General features: G+C 74.2%; 20 protein-coding genes and 1 pseudogene. 10 read left to right on the top strand and 11 right to left on the bottom strand.

Going from position 1 to position 20,157, the window contains the following annotated elements:
• Positions 1–110 precede the first annotated feature (110 nt).
• Positions 111–815: a hypothetical protein gene (locus tag AVL62_RS03485; protein ID WP_058890290.1), complete on the bottom strand. Its 705-nt coding sequence runs from the start codon at positions 813–815 to the stop codon at positions 111–113.
• A 113-nt stretch (positions 816–928) separates the two neighbouring features.
• Between AVL62_RS03485 and AVL62_RS03490 the strand changes: the two genes are divergently transcribed.
• Positions 929–1,351, top strand: a complete 423-nt coding sequence (locus tag AVL62_RS03490) for a PPOX class F420-dependent oxidoreductase (RefSeq protein WP_058890291.1) — start codon at positions 929–931, stop codon at positions 1,349–1,351.
• Positions 1,352–1,431: 80 nt separating this feature from the next.
• Here the strand turns inward: AVL62_RS03490 and AVL62_RS03495 are convergent, their stop codons facing one another.
• Together AVL62_RS03495 and glsA are read right to left on the bottom strand one after the other, a co-directional pair.
• Complete coding sequence (locus AVL62_RS03495; RefSeq protein ID WP_058890292.1) at positions 1,432–2,538, bottom strand: serine hydrolase domain-containing protein; 1,107 nt, start codon at positions 2,536–2,538, stop codon at positions 1,432–1,434.
• A 155-nt stretch (positions 2,539–2,693) separates the two neighbouring features.
• Positions 2,694–4,490 (bottom strand): glutaminase A, encoded by a 1,797-nt coding sequence (gene glsA, locus AVL62_RS03500; protein WP_058890293.1) that lies wholly within the window; start codon positions 4,488–4,490, stop codon positions 2,694–2,696.
• An 82-nt stretch (positions 4,491–4,572) separates the two neighbouring features.
• Here glsA and AVL62_RS16890 point away from each other — a divergent pair, with 82 nt between their 5' ends.
• Entirely contained in the window at positions 4,573–5,736 is a 1,164-nt protein-coding gene (locus AVL62_RS16890) for a hypothetical protein (RefSeq protein ID WP_058890294.1), read from the top strand.
• A 7-nt stretch (positions 5,737–5,743) separates the two neighbouring features.
• On the opposite strand, the gene AVL62_RS03510 is transcribed toward AVL62_RS16890, so the two are convergent.
• Positions 5,744–7,246, bottom strand: coding sequence for a SulP family inorganic anion transporter (locus tag AVL62_RS03510; RefSeq protein ID WP_058890295.1), 1,503 nt, complete (start codon positions 7,244–7,246; stop codon positions 5,744–5,746).
• A gap of 189 nt (positions 7,247–7,435) precedes the next feature.
• Between AVL62_RS03510 and AVL62_RS17735 the strand changes: the two genes are divergently transcribed.
• On the top strand, positions 7,436–7,840 hold the full coding sequence (locus tag AVL62_RS17735) for an alpha/beta fold hydrolase (RefSeq protein WP_083518639.1): 405 nt from the start codon (positions 7,436–7,438) through the stop codon (positions 7,838–7,840).
• Positions 7,816–8,313, top strand: coding sequence for an alpha/beta fold hydrolase (locus AVL62_RS17740; protein WP_083518640.1), 498 nt, complete (start codon positions 7,816–7,818; stop codon positions 8,311–8,313). Before AVL62_RS17735 ends, AVL62_RS17740 begins: the two co-directional genes overlap by 25 nt.
• A gap of 81 nt (positions 8,314–8,394) precedes the next feature.
• On the opposite strand, the gene AVL62_RS03520 is transcribed toward AVL62_RS17740, so the two are convergent.
• The 5 genes and pseudogenes from AVL62_RS03520 to AVL62_RS03535 form a co-directional block, all read right to left on the bottom strand.
• Positions 8,395–8,856, bottom strand: coding sequence for an SRPBCC family protein (locus AVL62_RS03520; protein ID WP_058890296.1), 462 nt, complete (start codon positions 8,854–8,856; stop codon positions 8,395–8,397).
• Positions 8,857–8,888: 32 nt separating this feature from the next.
• Positions 8,889–9,221, bottom strand: a complete 333-nt coding sequence (locus AVL62_RS18165) for a hypothetical protein (RefSeq protein ID WP_419177480.1) — start codon at positions 9,219–9,221, stop codon at positions 8,889–8,891.
• 152 nt (positions 9,222–9,373) lie between these two features.
• Positions 9,374–10,201, bottom strand: a pseudogene (locus AVL62_RS18170) (FAD-dependent oxidoreductase); the annotation flags it as partial.
• The gene (locus tag AVL62_RS03530) at positions 10,198–10,650 is read right to left on the bottom strand and encodes an SRPBCC family protein (RefSeq protein ID WP_058890297.1); all 453 of its coding nucleotides are present in this window, start codon (positions 10,648–10,650) and stop codon (positions 10,198–10,200) included. The gene AVL62_RS03530 and the pseudogene AVL62_RS18170, both read right to left, overlap by 4 nt.
• Positions 10,651–10,721: 71 nt before the next feature.
• Positions 10,722–11,678 (bottom strand): EamA family transporter, encoded by a 957-nt coding sequence (locus AVL62_RS03535; protein ID WP_235585494.1) that lies wholly within the window; start codon positions 11,676–11,678, stop codon positions 10,722–10,724.
• Positions 11,679–11,747: 69 nt separating this feature from the next.
• On the opposite strand from AVL62_RS03535, the gene AVL62_RS03540 reads away from it, so the two are divergent.
• The gene (locus tag AVL62_RS03540; RefSeq protein ID WP_058890298.1) at positions 11,748–12,611 is read left to right on the top strand and encodes a LysR family transcriptional regulator; all 864 of its coding nucleotides are present in this window, start codon (positions 11,748–11,750) and stop codon (positions 12,609–12,611) included.
• Here AVL62_RS03540 and AVL62_RS03545 read toward each other — a convergent pair.
• Positions 12,599–13,537: a LysR family transcriptional regulator gene (locus AVL62_RS03545; RefSeq protein WP_058890299.1), complete on the bottom strand. Its 939-nt coding sequence runs from the start codon at positions 13,535–13,537 to the stop codon at positions 12,599–12,601. The genes AVL62_RS03540 and AVL62_RS03545 overlap by 13 nt on opposite strands.
• 73 nt (positions 13,538–13,610) lie before the next feature.
• Between AVL62_RS03545 and AVL62_RS03550 the strand changes: the two genes are divergently transcribed.
• From AVL62_RS03550 to AVL62_RS03560, 3 genes are read left to right on the top strand one after another with little or no spacing between them, the layout of a single operon-like run.
• The gene (locus AVL62_RS03550) at positions 13,611–15,677 is read left to right on the top strand and encodes an NADH:flavin oxidoreductase (RefSeq protein ID WP_058890300.1); all 2,067 of its coding nucleotides are present in this window, start codon (positions 13,611–13,613) and stop codon (positions 15,675–15,677) included.
• Positions 15,678–15,701: 24 nt separating this feature from the next.
• Positions 15,702–16,970, top strand: coding sequence for an aromatic ring-hydroxylating oxygenase subunit alpha (locus AVL62_RS03555; protein WP_058890301.1), 1,269 nt, complete (start codon positions 15,702–15,704; stop codon positions 16,968–16,970).
• Positions 16,967–18,058 (top strand): FAD-binding oxidoreductase, encoded by a 1,092-nt coding sequence (locus tag AVL62_RS03560; protein ID WP_058890302.1) that lies wholly within the window; start codon positions 16,967–16,969, stop codon positions 18,056–18,058. Before AVL62_RS03555 ends, AVL62_RS03560 begins: the two co-directional genes overlap by 4 nt.
• A 299-nt stretch (positions 18,059–18,357) precedes the next feature.
• On the opposite strand, the gene AVL62_RS03565 is transcribed toward AVL62_RS03560, so the two are convergent.
• Positions 18,358–19,320 (bottom strand): TIGR03557 family F420-dependent LLM class oxidoreductase, encoded by a 963-nt coding sequence (locus AVL62_RS03565; protein WP_058890303.1) that lies wholly within the window; start codon positions 19,318–19,320, stop codon positions 18,358–18,360.
• A 135-nt stretch (positions 19,321–19,455) separates the two neighbouring features.
• On the opposite strand from AVL62_RS03565, the gene AVL62_RS03570 reads away from it, so the two are divergent.
• Together AVL62_RS03570 and AVL62_RS03575 are read left to right on the top strand one after the other, a co-directional pair.
• Complete coding sequence (locus AVL62_RS03570; protein WP_058890304.1) at positions 19,456–19,665, top strand: antitoxin; 210 nt, start codon at positions 19,456–19,458, stop codon at positions 19,663–19,665.
• Positions 19,662–20,150 carry a glutathione peroxidase gene (locus AVL62_RS03575; protein WP_058890305.1) on the top strand — a complete coding sequence of 163 codons (489 nt, stop codon included), beginning with the start codon at positions 19,662–19,664 and terminating at the stop codon, positions 20,148–20,150. The genes AVL62_RS03570 and AVL62_RS03575 overlap by 4 nt, the downstream gene beginning before the upstream one ends.
• The last annotated feature ends 7 nt before the right edge of the window (positions 20,151–20,157 follow it).

The raw sequence follows: 20,157 nt of genomic DNA on the forward strand, positions 1-20,157 counted from the left end.
CTCGCGCGGCGCCCGTCATGACACCGCTGGCGCACCCTGCGTCGCGACACCGCTGGCGCACCCTGCGTCGCGACGGGCGGGTATGCCGCCCCTCTCGCCGTCCTGGTCGCTCAGCCCGGCAGCACCCACCGCCCGTCCCACATGCCGTGCTCGGACAGCGGCCGGAAGCGCAGGGTCGTGAACTCGCGGTGGAAGTCGCGCCGCTCGCGCTCCCGCATGGCCCGGGCGTGCCGCGCCCCGACCTCGCCGCCGTGCCGGCCGTCCGCCGACGCGTCGCGGCCGTGGACCATGCCGGTCATCTCGCGGGCGCTGCGCCATACCGAGAAGGTCGAGACGGTGCGCGGCGGGAGGTATGCCGCCAGCGCCAGCGTCGCAGCCGGGTGGTCGCGGACCTGGCGCTCGACCGGCCGGCCCCAGTGCACGAAGCGCGGCACCTCCGGGATCCGCATCCGGGCCACCGTCACGGCGACCACCGGCTCGGCCGGGTCCGAGCGCCCGGCGATCTCCGGCAAAGGTCCCAGCCTGCGCACCTGCCCCCACCGGCGCAGGAACTCCAGCCGCACGTGCCACCCGTCGCCGAGCGTGCGCCCGAGCCGGTCCGTCGCGAGGAAGCGTTCCAGCGCCGCCTCGTCCTCCCAGCGGGCGAAGACGGCCAGGCGGTGCACCTGCAGGCGCTGCGGCGAGACGACCGGCGCCCCCAGCGTCATCGTCGCCATGACCTCGGCGTGCCGCAGGCCGGGGACGTCCCGCGGGGGTCGGGCGAGGGCCAGCGCACCCACCCTGGCCGGGACCCGCACGAGGTGGAAGGAGTGCATGCCGGCGAACCTACGCGACCCGCGGGTCCGAGGGACACGGGGCGGCGGACGCCCGAGGGGACGCCCGGGCCGTGGCCCTGGCCGTGCCGCTCCGCAGCGGCCATGATGGAGACATGGATCCGGCCCTGCGCGACATCCTGACCGCCGGCTCGAACGGCGCGCTCACCACGATCAAGCGCGACGGTCAGCCGCAGCTCTCGCTGGTGACCTACGTCATCGACCCGGAGGCCTCGCTCGTGCGGGTCTCCACCACCGACGGCCGGGCCAAGGTCGCCAACCTGCGCCGCGATCCGCGCTCCAGCCTCTTCGTCACCAGCGCGAGCGGGTGGTCGTATGCCGTGGCCCAGGGCACGGTGGAGCTCTCGCCGACGGCGCGGCACGAGCAGGACGCCACGGTGGAGGAGCTCGTCGCGCTCTACCGCGACGCCCAGGGCGAGCACCCCGACTGGGACGACTACCGCCGGGCCATGGTCGCCGACCGGCGCCTCGTCGTCCGGCTCCGGGTGGAGCACGTCTACGGCGTGGCCCAGGGGTAGCGACCCGACCCCGGCCCAGGCCCCGGCTCCCCTGCCCCGACCCGACCCCGGGCGCGCCGCGCCGGACGGGAGGGACCTGCTCAGAGGGACTGCAGGTCGGCCAGCAGCCGGAAGGCCGCCGGGCCCATCTCCACCTGGGTGAGGAGCACGGCATACCTGCCGGTGTCCGGGTCGACCCAGAAGTCCGTGCCGAGACCGCCGGACCAGCCGAACCGACCGGCGTGCTCGCCGCCGACCTCGAGGCCCACGCCGTAGCCCCAGCCCGAGCTCTCCCAGAAGCCGGGGAAGAAGCCCTCCGGGTCCTTGGCGGCGGCGGGCACCTGGTCGGTGCGCAGGGCGACGAGCAGCGCAGGATCGACGACCTGCTCGCCCTCGTGCGCTCCCCCGGCCGCCAGCATCCGCGCGAAGGCGGCGTAGTCCGCGAGGGTCGAGACCAGTTCGTCGTGGCTGCGCTCGGCTGTGCTTCCCGCGACGTAGTGGCCCGCGCCGGCCGGCTCGACCTGCACGAACCCGCCGTCCTCGAGCCGGCGGTGTGCCGCGGGGAGACGGTGCGCGTTGGCGGGCGGCACGGCATACCCGGTGTCGGTCATGCCGAGGAGACCCAGGAGGTCGTCGCGCAGGTGCTCGCCGAGCGGCCGACCGACGACCCGGGAGAGGAGGATCCCGAGGACGCCGAAGGAGTGGTGGTAGCGCCAGGTCCGCCCCGGTTGCGCGACCAGCGGCAGGCCCGCGAGCGCCGACAGCCACGCATCGGCCGCGAGCGTGACCGGCTCCGGGCCCGCCTCCACACCGGCGTCGGCCATCGCCCGACGCAGCGGCGAGTCGTCCAGGATCATCCCGTAGCCGCTCGTGCAGGTGAGCAGGTGCCGCACCGTGATCGCGCCCTCCGCGTCGACGGTGTCGTCCACCGCCGCACCGGGGGCGCGCAGGACCCGACGGTCGGCGAGCTCGGGCAGCCAGCGGTCGACGGGGTCGTCCAGTCCGAGGCCGCCGCGCGCGACGAGGCGCAGGGCGGCGACGGCCACCACCGGCTTGGTCATGGACTGGATGCGGACGACGGCGTCGGTGTCGAGGTCGCCGGCCGCCGCGACCTCCAGCCCGCCCCCGGCGTCGCCGAGCGCGGCCACGATCCCGGGTGCCGTGCCCTCGCGCACGTGCCGTCGGACGAGGTCGGTCAGGTCGCTCACGCTGTTCTCCTCACGATGCTCATGCGGGTCGGACCCCGCGGCGCGCCGTTCCTCATCGCACCGCGAGCACCGGGCCGGCCTCCGCGACGACCGAGTTACACCGTTGTCGTTCTCCACACGTTGTGCACCGCCTGTGGACAACGCCGAGCGCAGGCTCAGCGGGCGCGGACGGCTCCGCGGCGCAGGGCGCGGTCGGCGACCCGGTAGCCGTCCCGGGCGATGGCGCGCCAGACCTGGACCCCGATCACCGGGTCCTCGTCGGCGAGCCGGGCCAGGTCCTGCGCCGTGAGCACGAGCAGCTCCAGCTCCTCGACCGCCCGGATCGTCGTCTGCTGCTCGCCGTCGGTCCCCAGGGCCAGCTCACCGAAGGACGTGCCGGGACCCATGGTCACGAGGGTCACCGACTGACCGTCCGGCCCCGTCCCGAGCGCCTCGGCCCGGCCGCGCACGATGAGGTGCACCCCGGAGAACGGGCCGCCGGCCTCGAGGACCGTCTCCCCGTCCGGGACCACCCGGCGGGTCATCGCCGCGCGCACCGCCTCGGCCGCCGACGCCTCGAGGTCCCGCATCAGCGGGTGGTCCTCGACCGGGTCCGGCTCCGGGCGGGGCCCGCAGTGCGCGCGGATGAGCTCGCGCTCGCACCACTCGACGGCCGAGGCCAGGTCGGGGAAGATCGGTGACGCGCGCTCGGTCCCCGCGTCCGGGTCGGGGAAGACGCCCGCCGGGTCGACGGCCACCGCCTCTGACCCGGCCTCCCGCAGCCGGTCCCGCAGCGCCAGCAGGGTCACCCTGCTCACCTGCGCGATCTCGTTGACCTGGGTGAGGTCGAAGACCGCCACCTCGGGGGCGTCCTCCACGACGGTCCGGGCCACCGACTCGGCACCGGCGAAGAGCAGGTCGCCGTGCAGCTCGTAGACCCGCGCCCGGCCGGCGACCCGGTCGAGCACCTCGTCGTCGGCCCCCTGCCAGCGGGTCCGCGAGCGCGCGGTCTGCAGCGAGTAGCTGCTGCGCAGGGCGCTGCGCGACCCCCGGCTGACGTGCATGAGGTGCATCTCCATGTCCCGCGACATCCGCTCGAAGAGCGCCACCCCCCGGGCGCTGTTGCCGTGGGCGTCCAGCCGCGGCGAGAACACCGCGACCCCCACCTGACCCGGCAGGACGCCGATGATGCCGCCGCTCACCCCGCTCTTGGCCGGCATGCCGACGGCGCTCACCCAGTCCCCGGCGGCGTCGTACATGCCGCACGTCGTCATCACCGAGAGGACGTGCTCCACCAGGTGGGCCTCGAGCAGCTGCCGGCCCGTCCGCGGCTGCCGCCCGCCGTTGGCCAGCGTCGCGGCCATGAGCGCGAGGTCGCGGGTGTCGACGGCGATGGAGCACTGCCGGACGTACCGCCTCAGCACCTCCTCCGGGTCGTCCTCGAGGATCTCGAACTCCCGGAGCATGTGGGCGATGGCGCGGTTGCGGTGCGCCGTGGCCAGCTCGGAGCCGTAGACCCCCTCGTCCACCTCCAGCTCACGCCCGGCGAAGGCGCCGAACCAGTCCAGGGCCCGCCCGAAGCGGTCGTCCTCGTCGTCCCCCGCGACGAGCGAGGTCGCCGTGATGGCACCCGCGTTGATCATCGGGTTCTTCGGCCGCCCGCTGCCCGGGGCCAGGCTGATCTCGTTGAAGGCGTCGCCCGAGGGCTCGACGTCGACCTTGCGCGCCACCGTCTCGACGCCCTGGTCGTGCAGCCCGAGGGCATACGTGAAGGGCTTGGAGATCGACTGGATGCTGAAGCGGTGCTCGGCCTGCCCCACCTCGTAGACCTGACCGTCCACGGTCGCGAGGCACAGCGCGAACCGGTCCGGGTCCGCGGCCGCGAGCTCGGGGATGTAGGCCGCGACCTCACCCCCGGCGGCGCCGCACTGCTCGACGATCTGCTCCAGGTAGTCCTGCACCGGGTTGCGCATCAGGCTGCTCCTCGGGGTCGTGCCGTCGGCACCGAGCCTATGCCTCCGACGCGGCCGCCCCGCAGGTGCCAGGATCGGAGCCGTGGACACCGACCCTGCCCCCGACACCGACACTGCGACGCGCGCCGCCCTCCGCCGGTATGCCGTGCGCTTCGACTCCGGCGTCCTCGCCGGCCCGGGCGTGGGGTCCGGGCTGGGGGCGTGGCTGCTGCTCGCGCTCGTGGCCGACCAGGCCGAGCCAGCGGACCGCGCACTCCTCGAGGAGGAGCTCGGGCTCCCGGCGGGCCGGGCGAGGGCGATGCTGGCCGACCTCCTCGCCGACCCGCACCCGGCGGTGACGACAGCGGTGGCGCGGTGGGCCGACGCCGCGGCGCTCACGGCGGACTTCGCGGGCTGGTCGGTGCCGGGCGCGGTGGAGGACGGCCCCCTGCCCGACCAGGCCGGCGCCGACCGGTGGGCGGCCGAGCGCACCGGCGGTCTCATCGAGACCTTCCCGCTGGAGATCACCGAGCTGACCCGGCTGGTGCTGGCCTCCGCGCTGGCCACGCGGATCTCCTGGCGCGCCCCCCTCGAGGAGCTCGAGGACGGTGGCCTCGGCACCGACGCGGCGACCGCCCGCCACCTGGTGATGCGGACCGCGGCGGCCGGGCCGGTCGGGGTCGTCGCCCCGACGACGACCTCCGGGCTGGCGGTGGTCAGCGTCGTCGCGGACCCGGCGGTCCCGCGGGAGCAGGTGCTCGCGGCCGCGCACGAGGTGGCGGCGTCCCTGGCGTCGACCCGGCTCCCGGACGCCGTCGAGGTGGTCGAGGACGGCCACGCCTGGACGGTGAGCGAGCACCGGGAGGTCCGCGCCGCCGTCCACGAGGTCGTCGAGGAGTGGAGCGGGTGGGTGCCGTCCTGGCGGCTGTCCTCGCAGCACGACCTCGCCGACGCCCCCGGCTTCGCCACCGCGCTGGCGTCCCTGGCGCGCTACGTCCGCCCCGAGGAGCGACCCGCCGAGACCGAGGCCCGGCAGGCCGCGGTCGCCGCCTACTCCGCGACCGGCTTCGAGGCGGCCGCCGTGACCGGCATGGGGATCCGGGCCACCGGGATGGCGCACGAGCAAGAGGTCCTCGTCCGCCGCATCCACCTGCGGCTGGACCGCCCGCACGCCGTCGTCGCGGTCGCCCTGGACACCGGGCGGGGCGGCGCGGCCTGGCACGGGATCCCCGTCTTCACCGCCTGGGTGGACCCCGCCGCCGGATGACTTGCGGCTACATGCTCCCCAGGTGACCGGCGAGCTGCTGGTGGCGGGCGCGGCTGGCGTCGTTGAGGCCGTCGATCTCGACCGTGGTGCCGTGCGCGGCATACCGACGTTCGATGGCGTCGAGCGCGGCGACCGTCGAGGCGTCCCAGATGTGCGACTCGGACATGTCGATGACCACGGTCTGCGGGTCGCCGGCGTAGTCGAACTGGTGCACCAGGTCGTTGCTGGAGGCGAAGAAGAGCTCGCCGACCACGCGGTACCGCGCCACCCCGGGGTCGCCGCTCTCGACCCGCACCACCTGGGTGAAGTGCGCGACCCGGCGGGCGAGGACGACCATGGCGGTCAGCACCCCGACGACGACGCCGATCGCGAGGTTGTGCGTGGCGACCGTCGTGACGACGGTGGCGAGCATGACGAGGTTCTCGCTCTTGGGCATCCGCCGCAGGGTCGCGGGGGCGATGGAGTGCCAGTCGAAGGTCGCCACCGAGACCATGATCATCACGGCCACCAGGGCGGCCATGGGGATCGAGGCGACGAGGTCGCCGAGGGCCACGACGAGGACCAGCAGGAAGACCCCGGCGAGGAAGGTCGAGATGCGGGTGCGGGCGCCGGAGACCCGGACGTTGACCATCGTCTGGCCGATCATCGCGCAGCCGCCCATGCCGCCGAAGGCCCCGGTGACGAGGTTGGCGACGCCCTGTCCCCAGCCCTCCCGCGTCTTGTCCGAGCCGGTCTCGGTGATGTCGTCGACCAGCTTGGCGGTCATGAGCGACTCCATGAGCCCGACGAGGGCCATGGCCAGGGCGTAGGGGCCGATGATCTGCAGCGTCTCCCACGTCAGCGGGACGTCGGGGACGAAGAACGAGGGCAGGCTGTCGGGCAGCTGCCCCTCGTCGCCGACGTCGGGCAGCTGCCAGCCGGCGAGCAGCGCCATGCCGGTGATGAGCACGATCGCGACGAGCGGGGCCGGGACCGCGGTGGTCGCCCGGGGCAGCAGGACCATGACGGCGATCCCCAGCCCGACCAGCGGGTAGACGAGCCACGGGACCCCGACGAGGTAGGGGATCTGCGCCATGAAGATGAGGATGGCCAGGGCGTTGACGAAGCCGACCATGACCATGCGGGGGATGAAGCGCATGAGCCGCGCGACCCCCGCCACCGACAGCACGATCTGCAGCAGGCCCGCCAGCAGCACCGTCGCGATGAGGTAGTCGAGGCCGTGCTGCGCCATCACCGGGGCGATGACCAGGGCGATAGCCCCGGTCGCCGCGGAGATCATCGCGCGGCGACCGCCGACCACGGCGATGGTCACCGCCATGGTGAAGGAGGCGAACAGGCCGACCCGGGGGTCCACGCCCGCGATCACCGAGAAGGAGATGGCCTCGGGGATGAGGGCCAGGGCCACGACGAGGCCGGCCAGGATCTCGGTGCGCAGGCGCGCCGGGGAGCGCAGCGCGGCGCGGACCGAGTGCGGGTCGGGGGTGCTGGTGGGTGCGGAGGCAGGCAGCATGGACAGTGCGAGTCCTCGCAGGATCGTCGGTGGTGTCAGGAGGTATGCCGCGGCACCGGTCCGGGGGCGGACTCACGGGGCGAGGCGTATCCAGTCTACCGTCGGTCGGGCTTGTCGCGTCGAGGGCGATGAGTCGGGTGCCGTGCGGATGTCTCACCGTGCAGAGACCCCGGCACAGGACGGACATCCATGACCACGCCCCAGCACAGACCCACCACCCGCACCGTCGGCGAGGGCGAGGACCTCATCACGTATGACGTGCACGGCGACCTCGCGCAGGCCTCAGCCGACCGACCGGTGCTGCTGGCCGTCGGCTCGCCGATGGACGCCGCGGGTTTCGCTGCGCTGGCCGAGAGGCTCGACGACCGGCCGGTCGTGACCATGGACCCCCGCGGCGCCGGCCGCAACCCCGCCGGCACCGATCCCCTGGCCCCGGAGCAGCACGCGGAGGACCTGCACCGCGTCGTCGCGGCGCTGGGGGTCGGCGCGGTCGACGTCTTCGCCAGCAGGGGGGTGCCGTCAATGCGCTGGCGCACGCCGCGGCATACCCGGACGAGGTCCGCCGGGTCGTGGCGCACGAGCCCCCGCTGGTGACCTACCTGCCCGACCGCGAGGTGGCGCTGGCCGCCTGCGAGGAGGTGCGCCGGACCTACGAGCGGGACGGGCACGGCCCGGCGATGGCCCGGTTCATGGCGCTGGTGATGGCCCCGGGCGAGCTGGACGAGAGCTTCCTGGGCCGACCCGCGCCCGACCCCGCCGCCTTCGGCATACCGCCGGGGGACGACGGGTCGCGCGACGACCCGCTCTTCCGCAACATGCCCGCCTGCAACGCGCTCGAGCTCGACCCGGACCGGCTGCGCGACCTGGGGGGCCGGGTGGTGCTGGCCGTGGGCGAGGACTCCGGGGACACTCCCGCCGCGCGGGGGGCGCGGTCCGTGGCGCAGGCCCTCGGCGCAGAGGCGGTGGTCGTGCCGGGCGACCACGGCGGCTTCATGGGCGAGGTCTACGGCCGCCCGGCCGGACGCCCGGACGAGTTCGCGGCCGCGCTGCGCGAGATCCTCGGCTGACCACCCTGGTGCAGGAACGGTGCGGCACATCTGTCGTCAGGGCGACGGACGTGCAACACCGTTTCTGCACCACCGTCGAGGTCACCCCTCGAGCACGGCCTTCATCCGCTGCAGCGTGGTCCGCATGCCCTGCTCGTTGGTGCGGCCGCGGGCACGGCCGAGCACGGCCCAGTAGAGCCGCAGCGGCAGGATCGGCTCGAGCCGGAAGTACTCCGTGACCTCGGTGCCCTCCCCCGACGGTCGCAGCCGGTAGCCCCAGTTGTTGACGACGACCTTCCTGGTGCCGACCGAGAACTCGAAGAGCCGTTCCGGCTCGCACCGGGTCACCCGGCAGGCGGACCAGTAGGTCGGCCCCACGCCGTTGCGCACCACCTTCCCGGCGAAGGTCGCGCCCACCTCCGGGCCGGTCGAGCCGCCGGTCCACCGACCCGCCACGGTCTCGGGGCTGAACTCCCCGATCCGGGTGACGTCGCTCACGAGCGACCAGACCTCCCCGGGGGTCGCGTCGATGTGCAGGGTGACCTCTCCGCCGAGCGAGCGCATACCCGCATCATCGCAAAGAGCGACGGTTCGGCTCAGTGCTGCTCGAGCAACTTCAGCCAGATCTCGCTGACGGTCGGGTAGGCGGGCACCGCGTGGCGCAGCACGCTCAGCGGCACCCCACCGACGACCGCGACGGTGGCCGCGTGCAGCAGCTCTCCGGCGTGCGGTCCGACGAAGGTCGCGCCGAGGAGGCGATCGTCCTGGACGACGAGCCGGGCCCACCCCGTGACGTCGTCCCGCTGCAGCGAGGCACCGGCGACGGCCGACATGTCGGCGTCCAGCACCCTGGCGTCGGGCGCCTCCGCGCTGGTGCGCCCCACCCACGCGACCGGCGGGTCGGTGAAGACCACCTGCGGGACGGGCACCTCGTCGGGCCGTCGTACTTGCCCCAGTGCGTCAGCGGTGCCTCGTCGGAGGCGTCACCGACGACCTCCAACCAGTCCGGCAGGTCCTGCGCGGCGAGCCCACCACGCTCCGGCACCTGCACCCCGACGGACTCCAGCCCCAGGTCGCGCAGTGCCGGGCGACGGCCGGTGGCGACGAACACCTCGGCATACCTCTCCTCCCCGCCGTCGACGACGAGGGTGACCTCGGTGCCGCGCGGGTGCCCCACCGCGGTGGTGAGCGGCGGGTCCCGGTATGCCGACCCCACCTCGACCCCGAAGCGCACCGTGATGCCGGCGTCGCGCAGCGAGGTGGCCACGATCTCGGCAGCGGCTTCCTCCGCGCGGGCCAGCAGCCGGTCGTCCCGGACGAGCATGGTGACCTCGGCGCCGAGGGCCGCGAGCCAGCGGGCGGCCTCGCACGCGACGACACCTCCGCCGACGACCGCGATCGTGTCCGGGACCTCGTGGATCGCGGTGGCGTCCCGGCTGGTCCACGGTGCGACGTCCACGTAGACCTCGGGCACCACCGCCTCGCTCCCGGTCGCGACGACCACGGCACGGCGGGCTCGCAGCACCCGGTCGCCCAGGGTGACCTCGCGTTCTCCGGTGACCCGCCCACGGCCACGCTCCACCGTCAGCCCTGCCCCATGTGCCCAGTCGACCTGACCCTGATCGTCCCAGTCCGAGGTGAAGGAGTCGCGCCGGGCAAGCAGGGCATCCCGGTCGAGGGAGGGCGTCACCAGGCCGCCCAGATGGTCCGCCTGGGCGGCGACGTCGAGCGGGGTGAGCAGGGCCTTGCTCGGCATGCAGGCCCAGTAGGAGCACTCACCGCCGAGCAGCTCGGCCTCCACCACCGCGACGTCGAGCCCGCTGCGGGCCGCGTAGTCGGCGGCGTTCTCCCCGGCGGGGCCGCCGCCGATGACGATGACGTCGTAGTGGGTGCTCTCCTGCCGGCTCATATCGCGCTCTGGACGACCTTGGCGAGCCGGTCCAGGGAGGCCTGCAGCTGGGCTTCGCCGGTCGCTCGGGCCCGCTCCATCCGGGACTCGTCGGTGAGCTCGGTCCAGTCGTAGGTGTGGGTGACGCGGCTGCCACCTCCCGGGAGCGGCTCGATCTCCCACCGCCACTCGTGTCCGGCCGGGTCCTTGCCCTCGCTGGCCGGCCGCCAGGCGATGAGACTGCCCTCCTCGAAGGCCACCACGTGGTTGTCGCGGACCTTGCCGTTCGTCACCCGCATGGAGAAGACGTCGCCGACCGCCCGGACGCGGTCTCCGCGCACGACCTCGGTGAGGTTGTCGTTGCCGTCCCACGCGGGCTGCTGCGCCGGATCGGCGATGAGCTCGAAGATGGCCTCGGGCGGGGCGGCGATCTCACGGCTGGCGGACACGATCTGCACTTCCTCGGTCATGGGTCCAGTCAAGCGGTCGGAGGAGAGTGCTGTCGACCGCAGGATGCCGGGGGGTCGAGGCACCGGTGTGCTCACCGGGAACGCGAGCTGCCGGCCGCGGCCCGTCCGACGGGCGGGGTGGCCTCCTGCCGCTCAGCGGCTCGCCCGCCCCCTGCGGCCATCGTCACGGCGTTGGCGACGACGACCAGCGCCATGCCCACCCACTCGTGCAGCGCGAGCAGCTGACCGAGCAGCACCAGGCCCACCAGCGCCGCCAGCACCGGGTGGGCGCTCATCGCGACCCCGAAGACCGGCGCGGGGACCCGGCGCAGCACCAGCAGGTCGAGGGAGTACGGCACCACGGTGGAGAACACCCCTGCCACCACGGCGAAGCCGAGCGCGGCCGGGGTGAACCGGTCGGTGAGGGCCAGCCAGACGAGCACCGGCAGGTAGGCCGTCGCCGACACCGCGGTCGCGAGCGCCGTGCCCTGCACCCCGGGCAGCGCGGCACCGACCGAGCGATTGGCGAGGATGTAGCCGCCCCAGCACGCCGCCGCCGCCAGCCCGAAGGCCACGCCGAGGTAGTCGCTGCTGGGCCCCGGCAGCACGAGGACGTAGACCCCGACCCCCGCGACCGCCGCCAGCGCCAGGTCGCGCACCGACCTCGACCCGAGCAGGCCCACCGCCAACGGTCCGAGGAACTCCAGGGTCACCGCGAGCCCCAGCCCGATCCGCTCGACCGCGGCGTAGAGCCCGAGGTTCATCCCGGCGAACATCGCCGCCAGCCAGACCACCCGGGCCCACTGCCCCCGGGTCAGCCGGCGGACGTCCGGCCGGGTGAGCGGCAGCAGCACGACGGAGGCCACGAGCTGGCGGACCGCGACCACGCCGGCCGGGCCGATCGCCCCGAAGGCGTGGCTGCCCCACGCGGCGCCCACCTGCGTGCTCGTGGCCGCGGTGAGCATGAGCACGACGTCACGCGGGCTGGTGCGGCGGGGAGCGGCGGCGTCTGCGGTCCGCGCACGGACGGTGGTCTGGCTCATCGACATACCGCCGAGTCTGGGCGGCGGCGAGGCATACGAAAAATGCACGGCCTGCACGCTGCATACACTGGCCGTATGGCTCAGCCCGAGGTCTCCCTGCGCGACCTGCGCTCCTTCCTCGCCGTCGTCGAGGAGGGCACCTTCACCGACGCCGCCATCGCGCTGGGCACCACCCAGGCGTCGGTCTCCCGGCACGTCGGCGCCCTCGAGCGCACGCTGGGGATGCGGCTGCTCCAGCGCGGCGGCCGCGTGGTCACCGTGACCACCGCCGGGCGCCGCGTGCTCCGGCACGCACGGGCCAGCGTCGAGGAGGCGCGGGCCGTGGTCCGGGCCGCGCACGACGAGGGGCGTGAGGTGCGGGTGGGGTATGCCTGGGCGGCGCTCGGCGCGCACACCGCCACCGTGCAGCGCGAGTGGGCGCGACGGCACCCCGGCTCGGAGCTGACCTTCGTCAACACGACGACGCGGTTCGCCGGGCTCAACGAGGGAACGGTCGACCTGGCCGTGGTCCGCCGCGACCCGGGGGTCTCCCAGATCGCCACCGCCGCGCTGGGCCGCGAGTCGAGGATGGCGGCGCTGCCCGCCGAGCACGAGCTGGCGGGACGCCGAAGCCTGCGGATGGACGACTTCGCCGACCGCACGGTCGCGCTGGACACGGCCACCGGCACGACCACGACCGACCTGTGGCACCCGGACCGGGCCCCCGGGTCGTGGCGCGAGGTACGCGGCACCGACGAGTGGCTGACCGTCATCGCCGCCGGTCGCGCGGTCGGGCTGACCTCGCAGGCGACGGCGGCGCAGTACTCCCGGCGCGGTGTCGTCTTCCGCCCGGTCCGCGACGCCCCGCCCGTCGAGGTCCTCCTCATCTGGTGGCGCGAGGACCCGCCGAGCGTGCTGGAGGAGCTGCTCGCCCTGGTGCGGGAGGCCTACGCGGGCTGAGCGGCGGACGGGCCCGCGCCGGACCGGCGCCGGGGAGCGGCCACGTCCTCCAGCGCCCGGAGCGCGGCGGCGACCGAGGGGTGGTCGGCACTGCCCCGTCGGATGCCGGTGCGCAGGTGCCGGGCCGGGGCGGGGTCGCCGTGCAGCGGGACCCGCACGACCGGGTAGGCCGCGGGGACGTGCGCGAGGCGCGGCACCAGGGCGATGCCCAGGCCGGCACCGACGAGGGCCGCGCCGGTGTCCCACTCGGCGGCGTAGTGCGCGACCGACGGCGTGAAGCCGGCGCCGGTGCAGGCCGTCTGGAGCAGCTCGTGGTAGGGCCGGCCGGGCCGGTCCATGATCCAGCGCTCGGCCGCCAGGTCCCGCAGGGCGACCGACTCCTGACCCGCCAGCGGGTGGCCCTCCGGGACGAGCAGGTCGATCGGGTCGTCGAGCAGGTGGCGCTGCTCGAAGCGCGGGTCGGTGCTGGCCGGCAGCGTGGCGACCGCGACGACGACCGCCACGTCGGCACGTCCGGTGAGCAGCAGCTCGAAGCACTCCTCGGGGTCGGCCTCGACGATCTGCACCTCGCCGCCGAGCTCGGCGCGCACCCGGGCGGCCACCGGGGGCAGCAGCGCGGAGGCCGCGGTGGAGAAGCCTGCCAGCCGCAGCACGCCACCGCCGGTCTCGGCCACCCGGGCGACCTCGGCGCGGATCTCCTCCCACCGGGACACCAGCTCGTCGGTGCGGTCCAGCAGCACCCGGGCCGCCGGGCTGAGCCGGACGCCGCGCCCGTCGTGGACGAGCAGCTCGACCCCGAGCTCGCGGCCCAGGGTCCGCAGCTGCTGGGAGACCGCGGAGGGGGTGTAGCTCAGAGCCTCGGCGGCGCCCGTGACGGTGCCGCGCTGCGCCACCATCCGCAGCACCTGCAGGCGCCGGTCGATCATGCAGCCAGTGTGCACGACACCGTGCACTTTCCGGCGCTGGTGCGCACGACCGCCCGCGCCGCAGACTCGCGGTATGCGCACGCTCGACCCGCTCCTGGACCCCTTCACCATCAAGGGCCTCCGGCTGCGCAACCGGGTCGTCAGCACGAGCCACGAACCGGCCTACGCCGAGGGCGGGCTGCCGCGCGAGCGCTACCTCGCCTACCACCTGGAGAAGGCCCGCGGCGGGGTCGGGCTCACCATGATCGGCGGCTCGGCGGTCGTCGCCCGCGACAGCCCGCCGGCCTTCGGCAACCTCGAGCTGCACCGCGACGAGATCGTCCCGTGGATGCGCCGCCTCACCGACGCGGTCCACGCCGAGGGCGCCGCCGTCATGTGCCAGGTCACCCACCTGGGCCGCCGGACCAGCAACTACACCGCCGACTGGCTCCCCACGGTCTTCCCCTCGCCGCTGCGCGAGCCGGCGCACCGGGCCTTCCCCAAGGTCGCGGAGGCGTGGGACCTGGACCGGATCGTCGACGACTACGTCAGCGCCGCCCAGCGCTGCGTCGAGGGTGGCCTCGACGGCATCGAGCTGCAGAGCTACGGGCACCTGCTGGACGCCTTCCTCTCCCCCGCGACCAACCACCGGGACGACGAGTGGGGCGGCTCCCTGGAGCGCCGGATGGCCTTCCCGCGCCGGGTCGTCCGCGCGGTGCGGGCCGCCCTGGGGCCGGAGCCGGTCCTGGCGATCCGCATGTCCATGGACGAGGACCGGCCGGACGGGCTGCAGCGGGAGGAGGCGCTCACCGCGCTGCGGGCCTTCACCCAGGACGGCGTCGACCTGCTCAGCGTCATCAAGGGCACCATCGAGAGCGACGCGACCCTCGCCCGGGTCATCCCCTCCATGGGCACCCCGTCCGCACCGTTCCTCGACTTCGCCGGGGAGATCCGTCGCGAGGTCGACGTGCCCGTCATGCACGCCTCGCGGATCTCCGACGCGGCCACCGCCCGGCACGCCATCCGGGACGGGCTGCTCGACCTCGTCGGGATGACCCGTCCGCAGATGGCCGACCCCTACCTCGTGGCCAAGATCGCCAGGGGCGAGGAGGACCGGGTGCGGCCCTGCGTCGGGGCCAACTACTGCCTCGACGCGATCTACGAGTCCGGTGACGCCAAGTGCCTGCACAACCCCGCGACCGGGCGCGAGCTCACCCTGGCCCACGTCGTCCCCCCGGCCCCGGTACGCCGCCGGGTCGTGGTCGTCGGCGCCGGCCCGGCCGGGCTCGAGGCCGGCCGGGTGCTCGGCGAGCGCGGCCACGACGTCGTCGTCCTCGAGGCCGACGACCTGCCCGGGGGCCAGGTGAAGCTGGCGTCCCGCCCGGCCCGCCGGCGCGACCTCGTCGGGGTGGTCGACTGGCGGGTCAGCGAGCTCAAGCACGCCGGGGTCGACCTGCGGCTCGGTGTCTACGCCGAGGTCGAGACGGTGCTGGCCGAGGAGCCGGACGTCGTCATCGTCGCCACGGGAGGTATGCCGAATCACGAGTTCCTCCTCGAGGGCGCCGGGCTGGTGCGGGACACGTGGGACGTCATGGCCGGGGAGGTGCGCGCCGGGGGCAGCGTGCTCGTCTACGACGACAACGGCGCCGAGCCGGGGGTGGACGCCGCCGAGCTGCTCGCCACCCGGGGGGCCCGGGTGGAGTTCGTCACCCCCGAGCGGATGATCGCCCCGCTGGTCGGGGGGATGAACTCCCCCGCCTACCTGCGGGCCTTCGACGAGCACGGGGTGGCGGTCACCCTCGCCACCCGGCTCGTCGGGGTCACTCGCCACCCCGAGGGGGGCCTGGTGGCGCGGCTGCGCCACGACTACTCGGGTGCCGAGGTGGAGCGCCGCGTCGACCAGGTCGTCGTGGAGCACGGCACCCTGCCGCTGGACGACCTCTACCACCAGCTCGTGCCGCTGTCGGTCAACGCCGGCGCGGTCGACCACGAGGCGCTGCTGGCCGTCCGGCCCCAGCTGGTCGGGGCCGGCGCCTCGGCACCCACCCCGCCCACCGGTCCCGCGCCGGGCTTCCAGCTCTTCCGCATCGGCGACGCGGTCGCCAGCCGCAACATCCACGCCGCGATCTACGACGCCCTGCGGCTCTGCCTGGCCGTCTGAGCGGCATACCCGAAGGAGGACCCCATGACCGCCCTGACCTCCGCCCCCGAGGCCACCGACCTCGCCGGGCTGGTCGCCCGGCGCGTGCCGGGCTTCAGCCTCGACGCCCCCTTCTACACCAGCCAGGAGGTCTACGACGCCGACCTGGCGGCGGTGTGGGCCCGGTGCTGGATCTTCGTCGCGACCGAGGCCGAGATCCGTGAGCCCGGCGACTTCGTCACCGTCGACATCGGCCCGCACTCGGTCATCGTCGTGCGCGACGACGACGAGCAGGTCGGCGCGCTGCGCAACGTCTGCCGGCACCGCGGCTCGCGGGTGCTCACCGAGCGCTCCGGGTCCGTGGGCAACATCGTCTGCGGCTACCACCGCTGGACCTACGCCACCGACGGCACCCTGCTGCACGCCGGCGACCAGGCGCCGACCTTCGACCGGTCCTGCTTCGGGCTCCGGAAGGTGCACGTGCGGACCGTGTCCGGGCTGGTCTTCGTCTGCCTCGCCGACGAGCCCCCGGCCGACGTGGAGGAGCTGGCCGGCACCGTCGCCCCCTACCTCGACCCGCACCAGCCGCTGCGGACCAAGGTCGCCGCGCAGCACGACCTGGTCGAGCACGCCAACTGGAAGCTGGTGATGGAGAACAACCGGGAGTGCTACCACTGCGAGGGCGGCCACCCCGAGCTGACCTGCACCTTCTTCCCGACCTACGGCTACGACCGGGACAGGATCCCGGCCCGGCTCATGCCGGCGCACGAGCGCTACCTCGCCGCCGAGGCCGAGCTCGAGGCGGCCTGCCTGGAGCGCGGGATGGCCTTCGCCGAGGTGGAGGCGCTGGAGGAGGAGCGGGTCTCGGCGTTCCGCGTGCAGCGCGAGGCGCTGGACGGCGCCGGCGAGTCCTACACGCTCGACGGGACGGTGGCCAGCCGTCGGCTCCTCGCCGACTTCGACACCCCCCGGCTGGGCCGCGCCTCGGTGCACACCCAACCCAACGGGTGGTTCCACTTCCTCTCCGACCACGTCGTGACCTTCGCGGTGCTGCCCCTGGCGCCGGACCGGACGCTGGTGCGCACCACCTGGCTCGTCCACGAGGACGCGGTCGAGGGAGAGGACTACGACCTGGAACGGCTGACCCAGGTGTGGGACCACACCAACGAGGAGGACGGCGAGTTCTGCGCCCGGGCCCAGCAGGGCGTGACCGACCCCGCCTACGTCCCCGGCCCCTACTCGCCCAGCGAGCGCCAGGTGGAGTCCTTCGTCGCGTGGTACGTCGCGCGGCTGCGCGCGGAGCTGGCCCGATGACCGAGGTGCTGGTCCGCGAGACGGGCGCCACGACATACCTCGACCACGTGGACGAGCCGCTGGTGTGCGTCCACGTCGAGCAGGTCACCCACGACGTGCGCAGCATCACCCTCGCGCTGCCGGGCGGCGCGGCGCTGTCGTTCCGGCCGGGGCAGTACGTCACGGTGACGGCGGACGTGGACGGCCGGGAGACCAGCCGGTGCTACACGATCGCCTCCTCCCCGCTGCAGGCCGGCACCCTCACGCTCACGGTGAAGCGGCAGGGTCCGGTGTCGACGTGGCTGCACGACCGGCTCGGGGTCGGGGACCGGCTGCGGGTGAGCGGGCCGATGGGCGTCTTCAGCACCCACGAGCACCCGGCGGCGGCGCACCTGCTGCTCTCCGCCGGCAGCGGCGTCACCCCGCTCATGTCGATGCTGCGGACCATGGTCGGCACGCCGGGGCCGCACGACGTCGTCTTCGTCCACAGCGCCCGGACCCCGGCCGACATCGTCTTCCGCCGCGAGCTCGAGGACCTCGCGGCGGCCCTGCCGTGGCTGCGGGTCGCGGTCGTCTGCGAGGGCGACAGCGAGGACGAGGTATGGCGTGGTGCCCGCGGGCGGCTCACCGCCGGGCTGCTCGCCGAGCTGGCACCCGACGCGGCCGGCCGGGAGGTGTTCACCTGCGGACCGGGGCCCTACATGGACGCCGTGCGCGGCCTGCTGACCGAGCTCGGCTGCGACCCGGCCCGGTGCCACCAGGAGTCCTTCGTGCTCGACCCGGCCGGCGCGGTGCTGACCGGCGAGGGCGGGGACGGCCGGGGCGGCACCACCGCGGCCGAGTCGCGGACGCACACCGTCACCCTCACCCGCAGCGGCAGGGAGGTGCCCTGCGCCCCCGGTCAGACGATCCTCGCCGCCGCCGCGCAGGCCGGCCTCAGCCTGCCGTCCTCCTGCGCCGAGGGGGTCTGCGGGACCTGCAAGAGCCAGCTGCTGGCCGGCAGCGTGGACATGCGGCACGGCGGCGGGATCCGGCCCCGGGAGATCGCCGCCGACAAGGTTCTGCTGTGCTGCTCCACCCCGCTCGAGGACTGCGTCATCGAGGCCTGAGGGCCTGGTCGCTCCTGATGGGGGCCTGGTCGCTCCTGATGGGGGCACGTCGTCCGCCAGACCAGCGGCCCGCTCGGCTGCAGCCTCACGAACCTCACGGGCCTCACGGGCCTCACGGGCCACAGGCTGCTGAGAGATGTCCATCCGGTCGCGTTTTTTTCCCGGACGGACGCACATGTCCCCGCAGAGTGCGACGCGTGGTGCTTGAGCCACGCACGTGGCGGGACGACCCGAGCGGGTGGCGGGCTGCAGGTCGGTGAGGTCGAGGTCGCACCCCCACCGCCCCGGCCCGCCCGCCGCTAGCCCGACAGCTCGGACAGCCGGGGGCGCAGCTCGTCGGTGAAGAAGCGCATGAAGCCGTCGACGTCCGGGCCGGCGCTGATGAGGGCGAGCCGGTCGAAGCCCGCGTCGGAGAACTGCCGGGCCACCTCCAGGTGACGCTCCACGTCAGGGCCGCAGGCGAAGACCTCGCGCATCGAGTCCGGGGTGATGAACTGGGTCGCGGCGTCGAAGTGGGCCGGGTTGGGCAGCTCGCTGTTGACCCGCCAGCTGCCCAGGCCGAAGCGGAACATGCGGTGCGCGGACTCGGCGGCCGCCTGCTCGTCCGTGGCCCAGGCCAGCGGCACCTCGGTGTAGCGCGGCCCGGAGCCACCGGCCTGCTCGAAGGCCTCGATGAGCGAGGCGTCCGGGTCGGTGGTGAAGATGCCGTCACCGAGGTCCGCGGCGAGCCGCGCCGCCTGCGGGCCGCCGATGGCCACGACGATGTCCGGGAGGGTGTCCGGGAGGTCGAAGACGCGGGCGTCCTCGATGGTGAGGAACTCGCCGCGGTAGGAGTGGTAGCCGCCCTGCCACAGCAGCCGGATGATCTCCATCGCCTCCCGGAGCAGCTGGTGGCGGTCCCGGACCTCCGGCCAGCCCTGGCCGACGACGTGCTCGTTGAGCCGCTCGCCGGAGCCCACGCCCAGCGTGAAGCGACCGTCGGAGAGGATCTGGGTGGTCGCCGCGGCCTGGGCGATGATCGCCGGGTGGTAGCGGATCGTCGGGCAGGTGACCCCGGTCGCCAGGCCGATGCGCTCGGTCGAGGCGGCGATGGCCGCGAGCACCGACCAGGCGAACGGCGAGTGCTCGTGCTCGGGCAGCCAGGGGTGGAAGTGGTCGCTGATCTCGACGAAGTCGAAGCCGGCCCGCTCGGCCTCCACGGCCTGGCGGACGAGCTCGGTGGGGGAGTAGTTCTCGGCGAAGAGCTTGAATCCGATCTGCATGTCCTCACCGTAGGAGGCGCCCGCACGCGGCGCGCGGCGTGCCGCCCCGGTCCGCGCACGGGGGCGGGAACGTGTGGTTGGCTGGCGCGTTGAGCAGGTGACAGGTTCGTGACACCGTCGAGCAGAGGATCCCGAATGCCCTTCCGCAAGATTGCCGCCCTCGGCGCCGCCGCCGACGCGGCCCGCCGCTTCGCCCGCAAGAACCCCGAGAAGACCAGGTCCTACCTGGACAAGGCTGCCGGCTTCGCCGACCGGCAGACCAAGGGGAAGTACTCCAGCCAGATCCGCTCCGCCTCCGACAAGGCCAGGAAGGCGGCTCTCGGCGACGACGAGCAGCGCGCGTGAGGAGCCTGCACGACTTCACCGCCGAGACCCTCGCGGGCGAGCAGCAGGACCTCGGCGCCTACGCCGGGCGGGCGGTGCTCGTGGTCAACACCGCCAGCCGGTGCGGCCTCACCCCGCAGCTCGCGGGCCTGGAGGAGCTGTATGCCGAGCTGGCCGACGACGGTCTGGTCGTGCTCGGTTTCCCGTGCAACCAGTTCGGCGGCCAGGAGCCCGGCGACGCCGAGGAGATCGGGGACTTCTGCCACCGCAACTACGGCGTGAGCTTCCCGATGTTCGCCAAGGTGGAGGTCAACGGCTCCGGTGCGCACCCCCTCTACCGGTGGCTCAAGCAGCAGAAGAAGGGGCTGCTGGGACGGCGCATCACCTGGAACTTCACCAAGTTCCTCGTGGGTCCGGACGGCCAGGTGCTGCAGCGCTACGCCCCCACCACCCGTCCGGCGACGATCCGCGCGGACCTGGCGAGGATGCTGCCCCTCGTGCCGTGACCGCCCT

Source organism: Serinicoccus chungangensis, assembly GCF_001483745.1.
Taxonomy (GTDB): domain Bacteria; phylum Actinomycetota; class Actinomycetes; order Actinomycetales; family Dermatophilaceae; genus Ornithinicoccus; species Ornithinicoccus chungangensis_A.

Bases quoted from the DNA above. Each gene is read 5' to 3' on its own strand.
- AVL62_RS03485 (WP_058890290.1), bottom strand. From the start codon at position 815: ATGCACTCCTTCCACCTCGTGCGGGTCCCGGCCAGGGTGGGTGCGCTG.
- AVL62_RS03545 (WP_058890299.1), bottom strand. From the start codon at position 13,537: ATGATCGACCGGCGCCTGCAGGTGCTGCGGATGGTGGCGCAGCGCGGC.
- AVL62_RS03565 (WP_058890303.1), bottom strand. From the start codon at position 19,320: ATGCAGATCGGATTCAAGCTCTTCGCCGAGAACTACTCCCCCACCGAG.
- glsA (WP_058890293.1), bottom strand. From the start codon at position 4,490: ATGCGCAACCCGGTGCAGGACTACCTGGAGCAGATCGTCGAGCAGTGC.
- AVL62_RS03490 (WP_058890291.1), top strand. From the start codon at position 929: ATGGATCCGGCCCTGCGCGACATCCTGACCGCCGGCTCGAACGGCGCG.
- AVL62_RS03520 (WP_058890296.1), bottom strand. From the start codon at position 8,856: ATGCGCTCGCTCGGCGGAGAGGTCACCCTGCACATCGACGCGACCCCC.
- AVL62_RS03510 (WP_058890295.1), bottom strand. From the start codon at position 7,246: ATGCTGCCTGCCTCCGCACCCACCAGCACCCCCGACCCGCACTCGGTC.
- AVL62_RS03560 (WP_058890302.1), top strand. From the start codon at position 16,967: ATGACCGAGGTGCTGGTCCGCGAGACGGGCGCCACGACATACCTCGAC.
- AVL62_RS17735 (WP_083518639.1), top strand. From the start codon at position 7,436: ATGACCACGCCCCAGCACAGACCCACCACCCGCACCGTCGGCGAGGGC.
- AVL62_RS03535 (WP_235585494.1), bottom strand. From the start codon at position 11,678: ATGTCGATGAGCCAGACCACCGTCCGTGCGCGGACCGCAGACGCCGCC.
- AVL62_RS03550 (WP_058890300.1), top strand. From the start codon at position 13,611: ATGCGCACGCTCGACCCGCTCCTGGACCCCTTCACCATCAAGGGCCTC.
- AVL62_RS03570 (WP_058890304.1), top strand. From the start codon at position 19,456: ATGCCCTTCCGCAAGATTGCCGCCCTCGGCGCCGCCGCCGACGCGGCC.
- AVL62_RS03530 (WP_058890297.1), bottom strand. From the start codon at position 10,650: ATGACCGAGGAAGTGCAGATCGTGTCCGCCAGCCGTGAGATCGCCGCC.
- AVL62_RS03555 (WP_058890301.1), top strand. From the start codon at position 15,702: ATGACCGCCCTGACCTCCGCCCCCGAGGCCACCGACCTCGCCGGGCTG.
- AVL62_RS03540 (WP_058890298.1), top strand. From the start codon at position 11,748: ATGGCTCAGCCCGAGGTCTCCCTGCGCGACCTGCGCTCCTTCCTCGCC.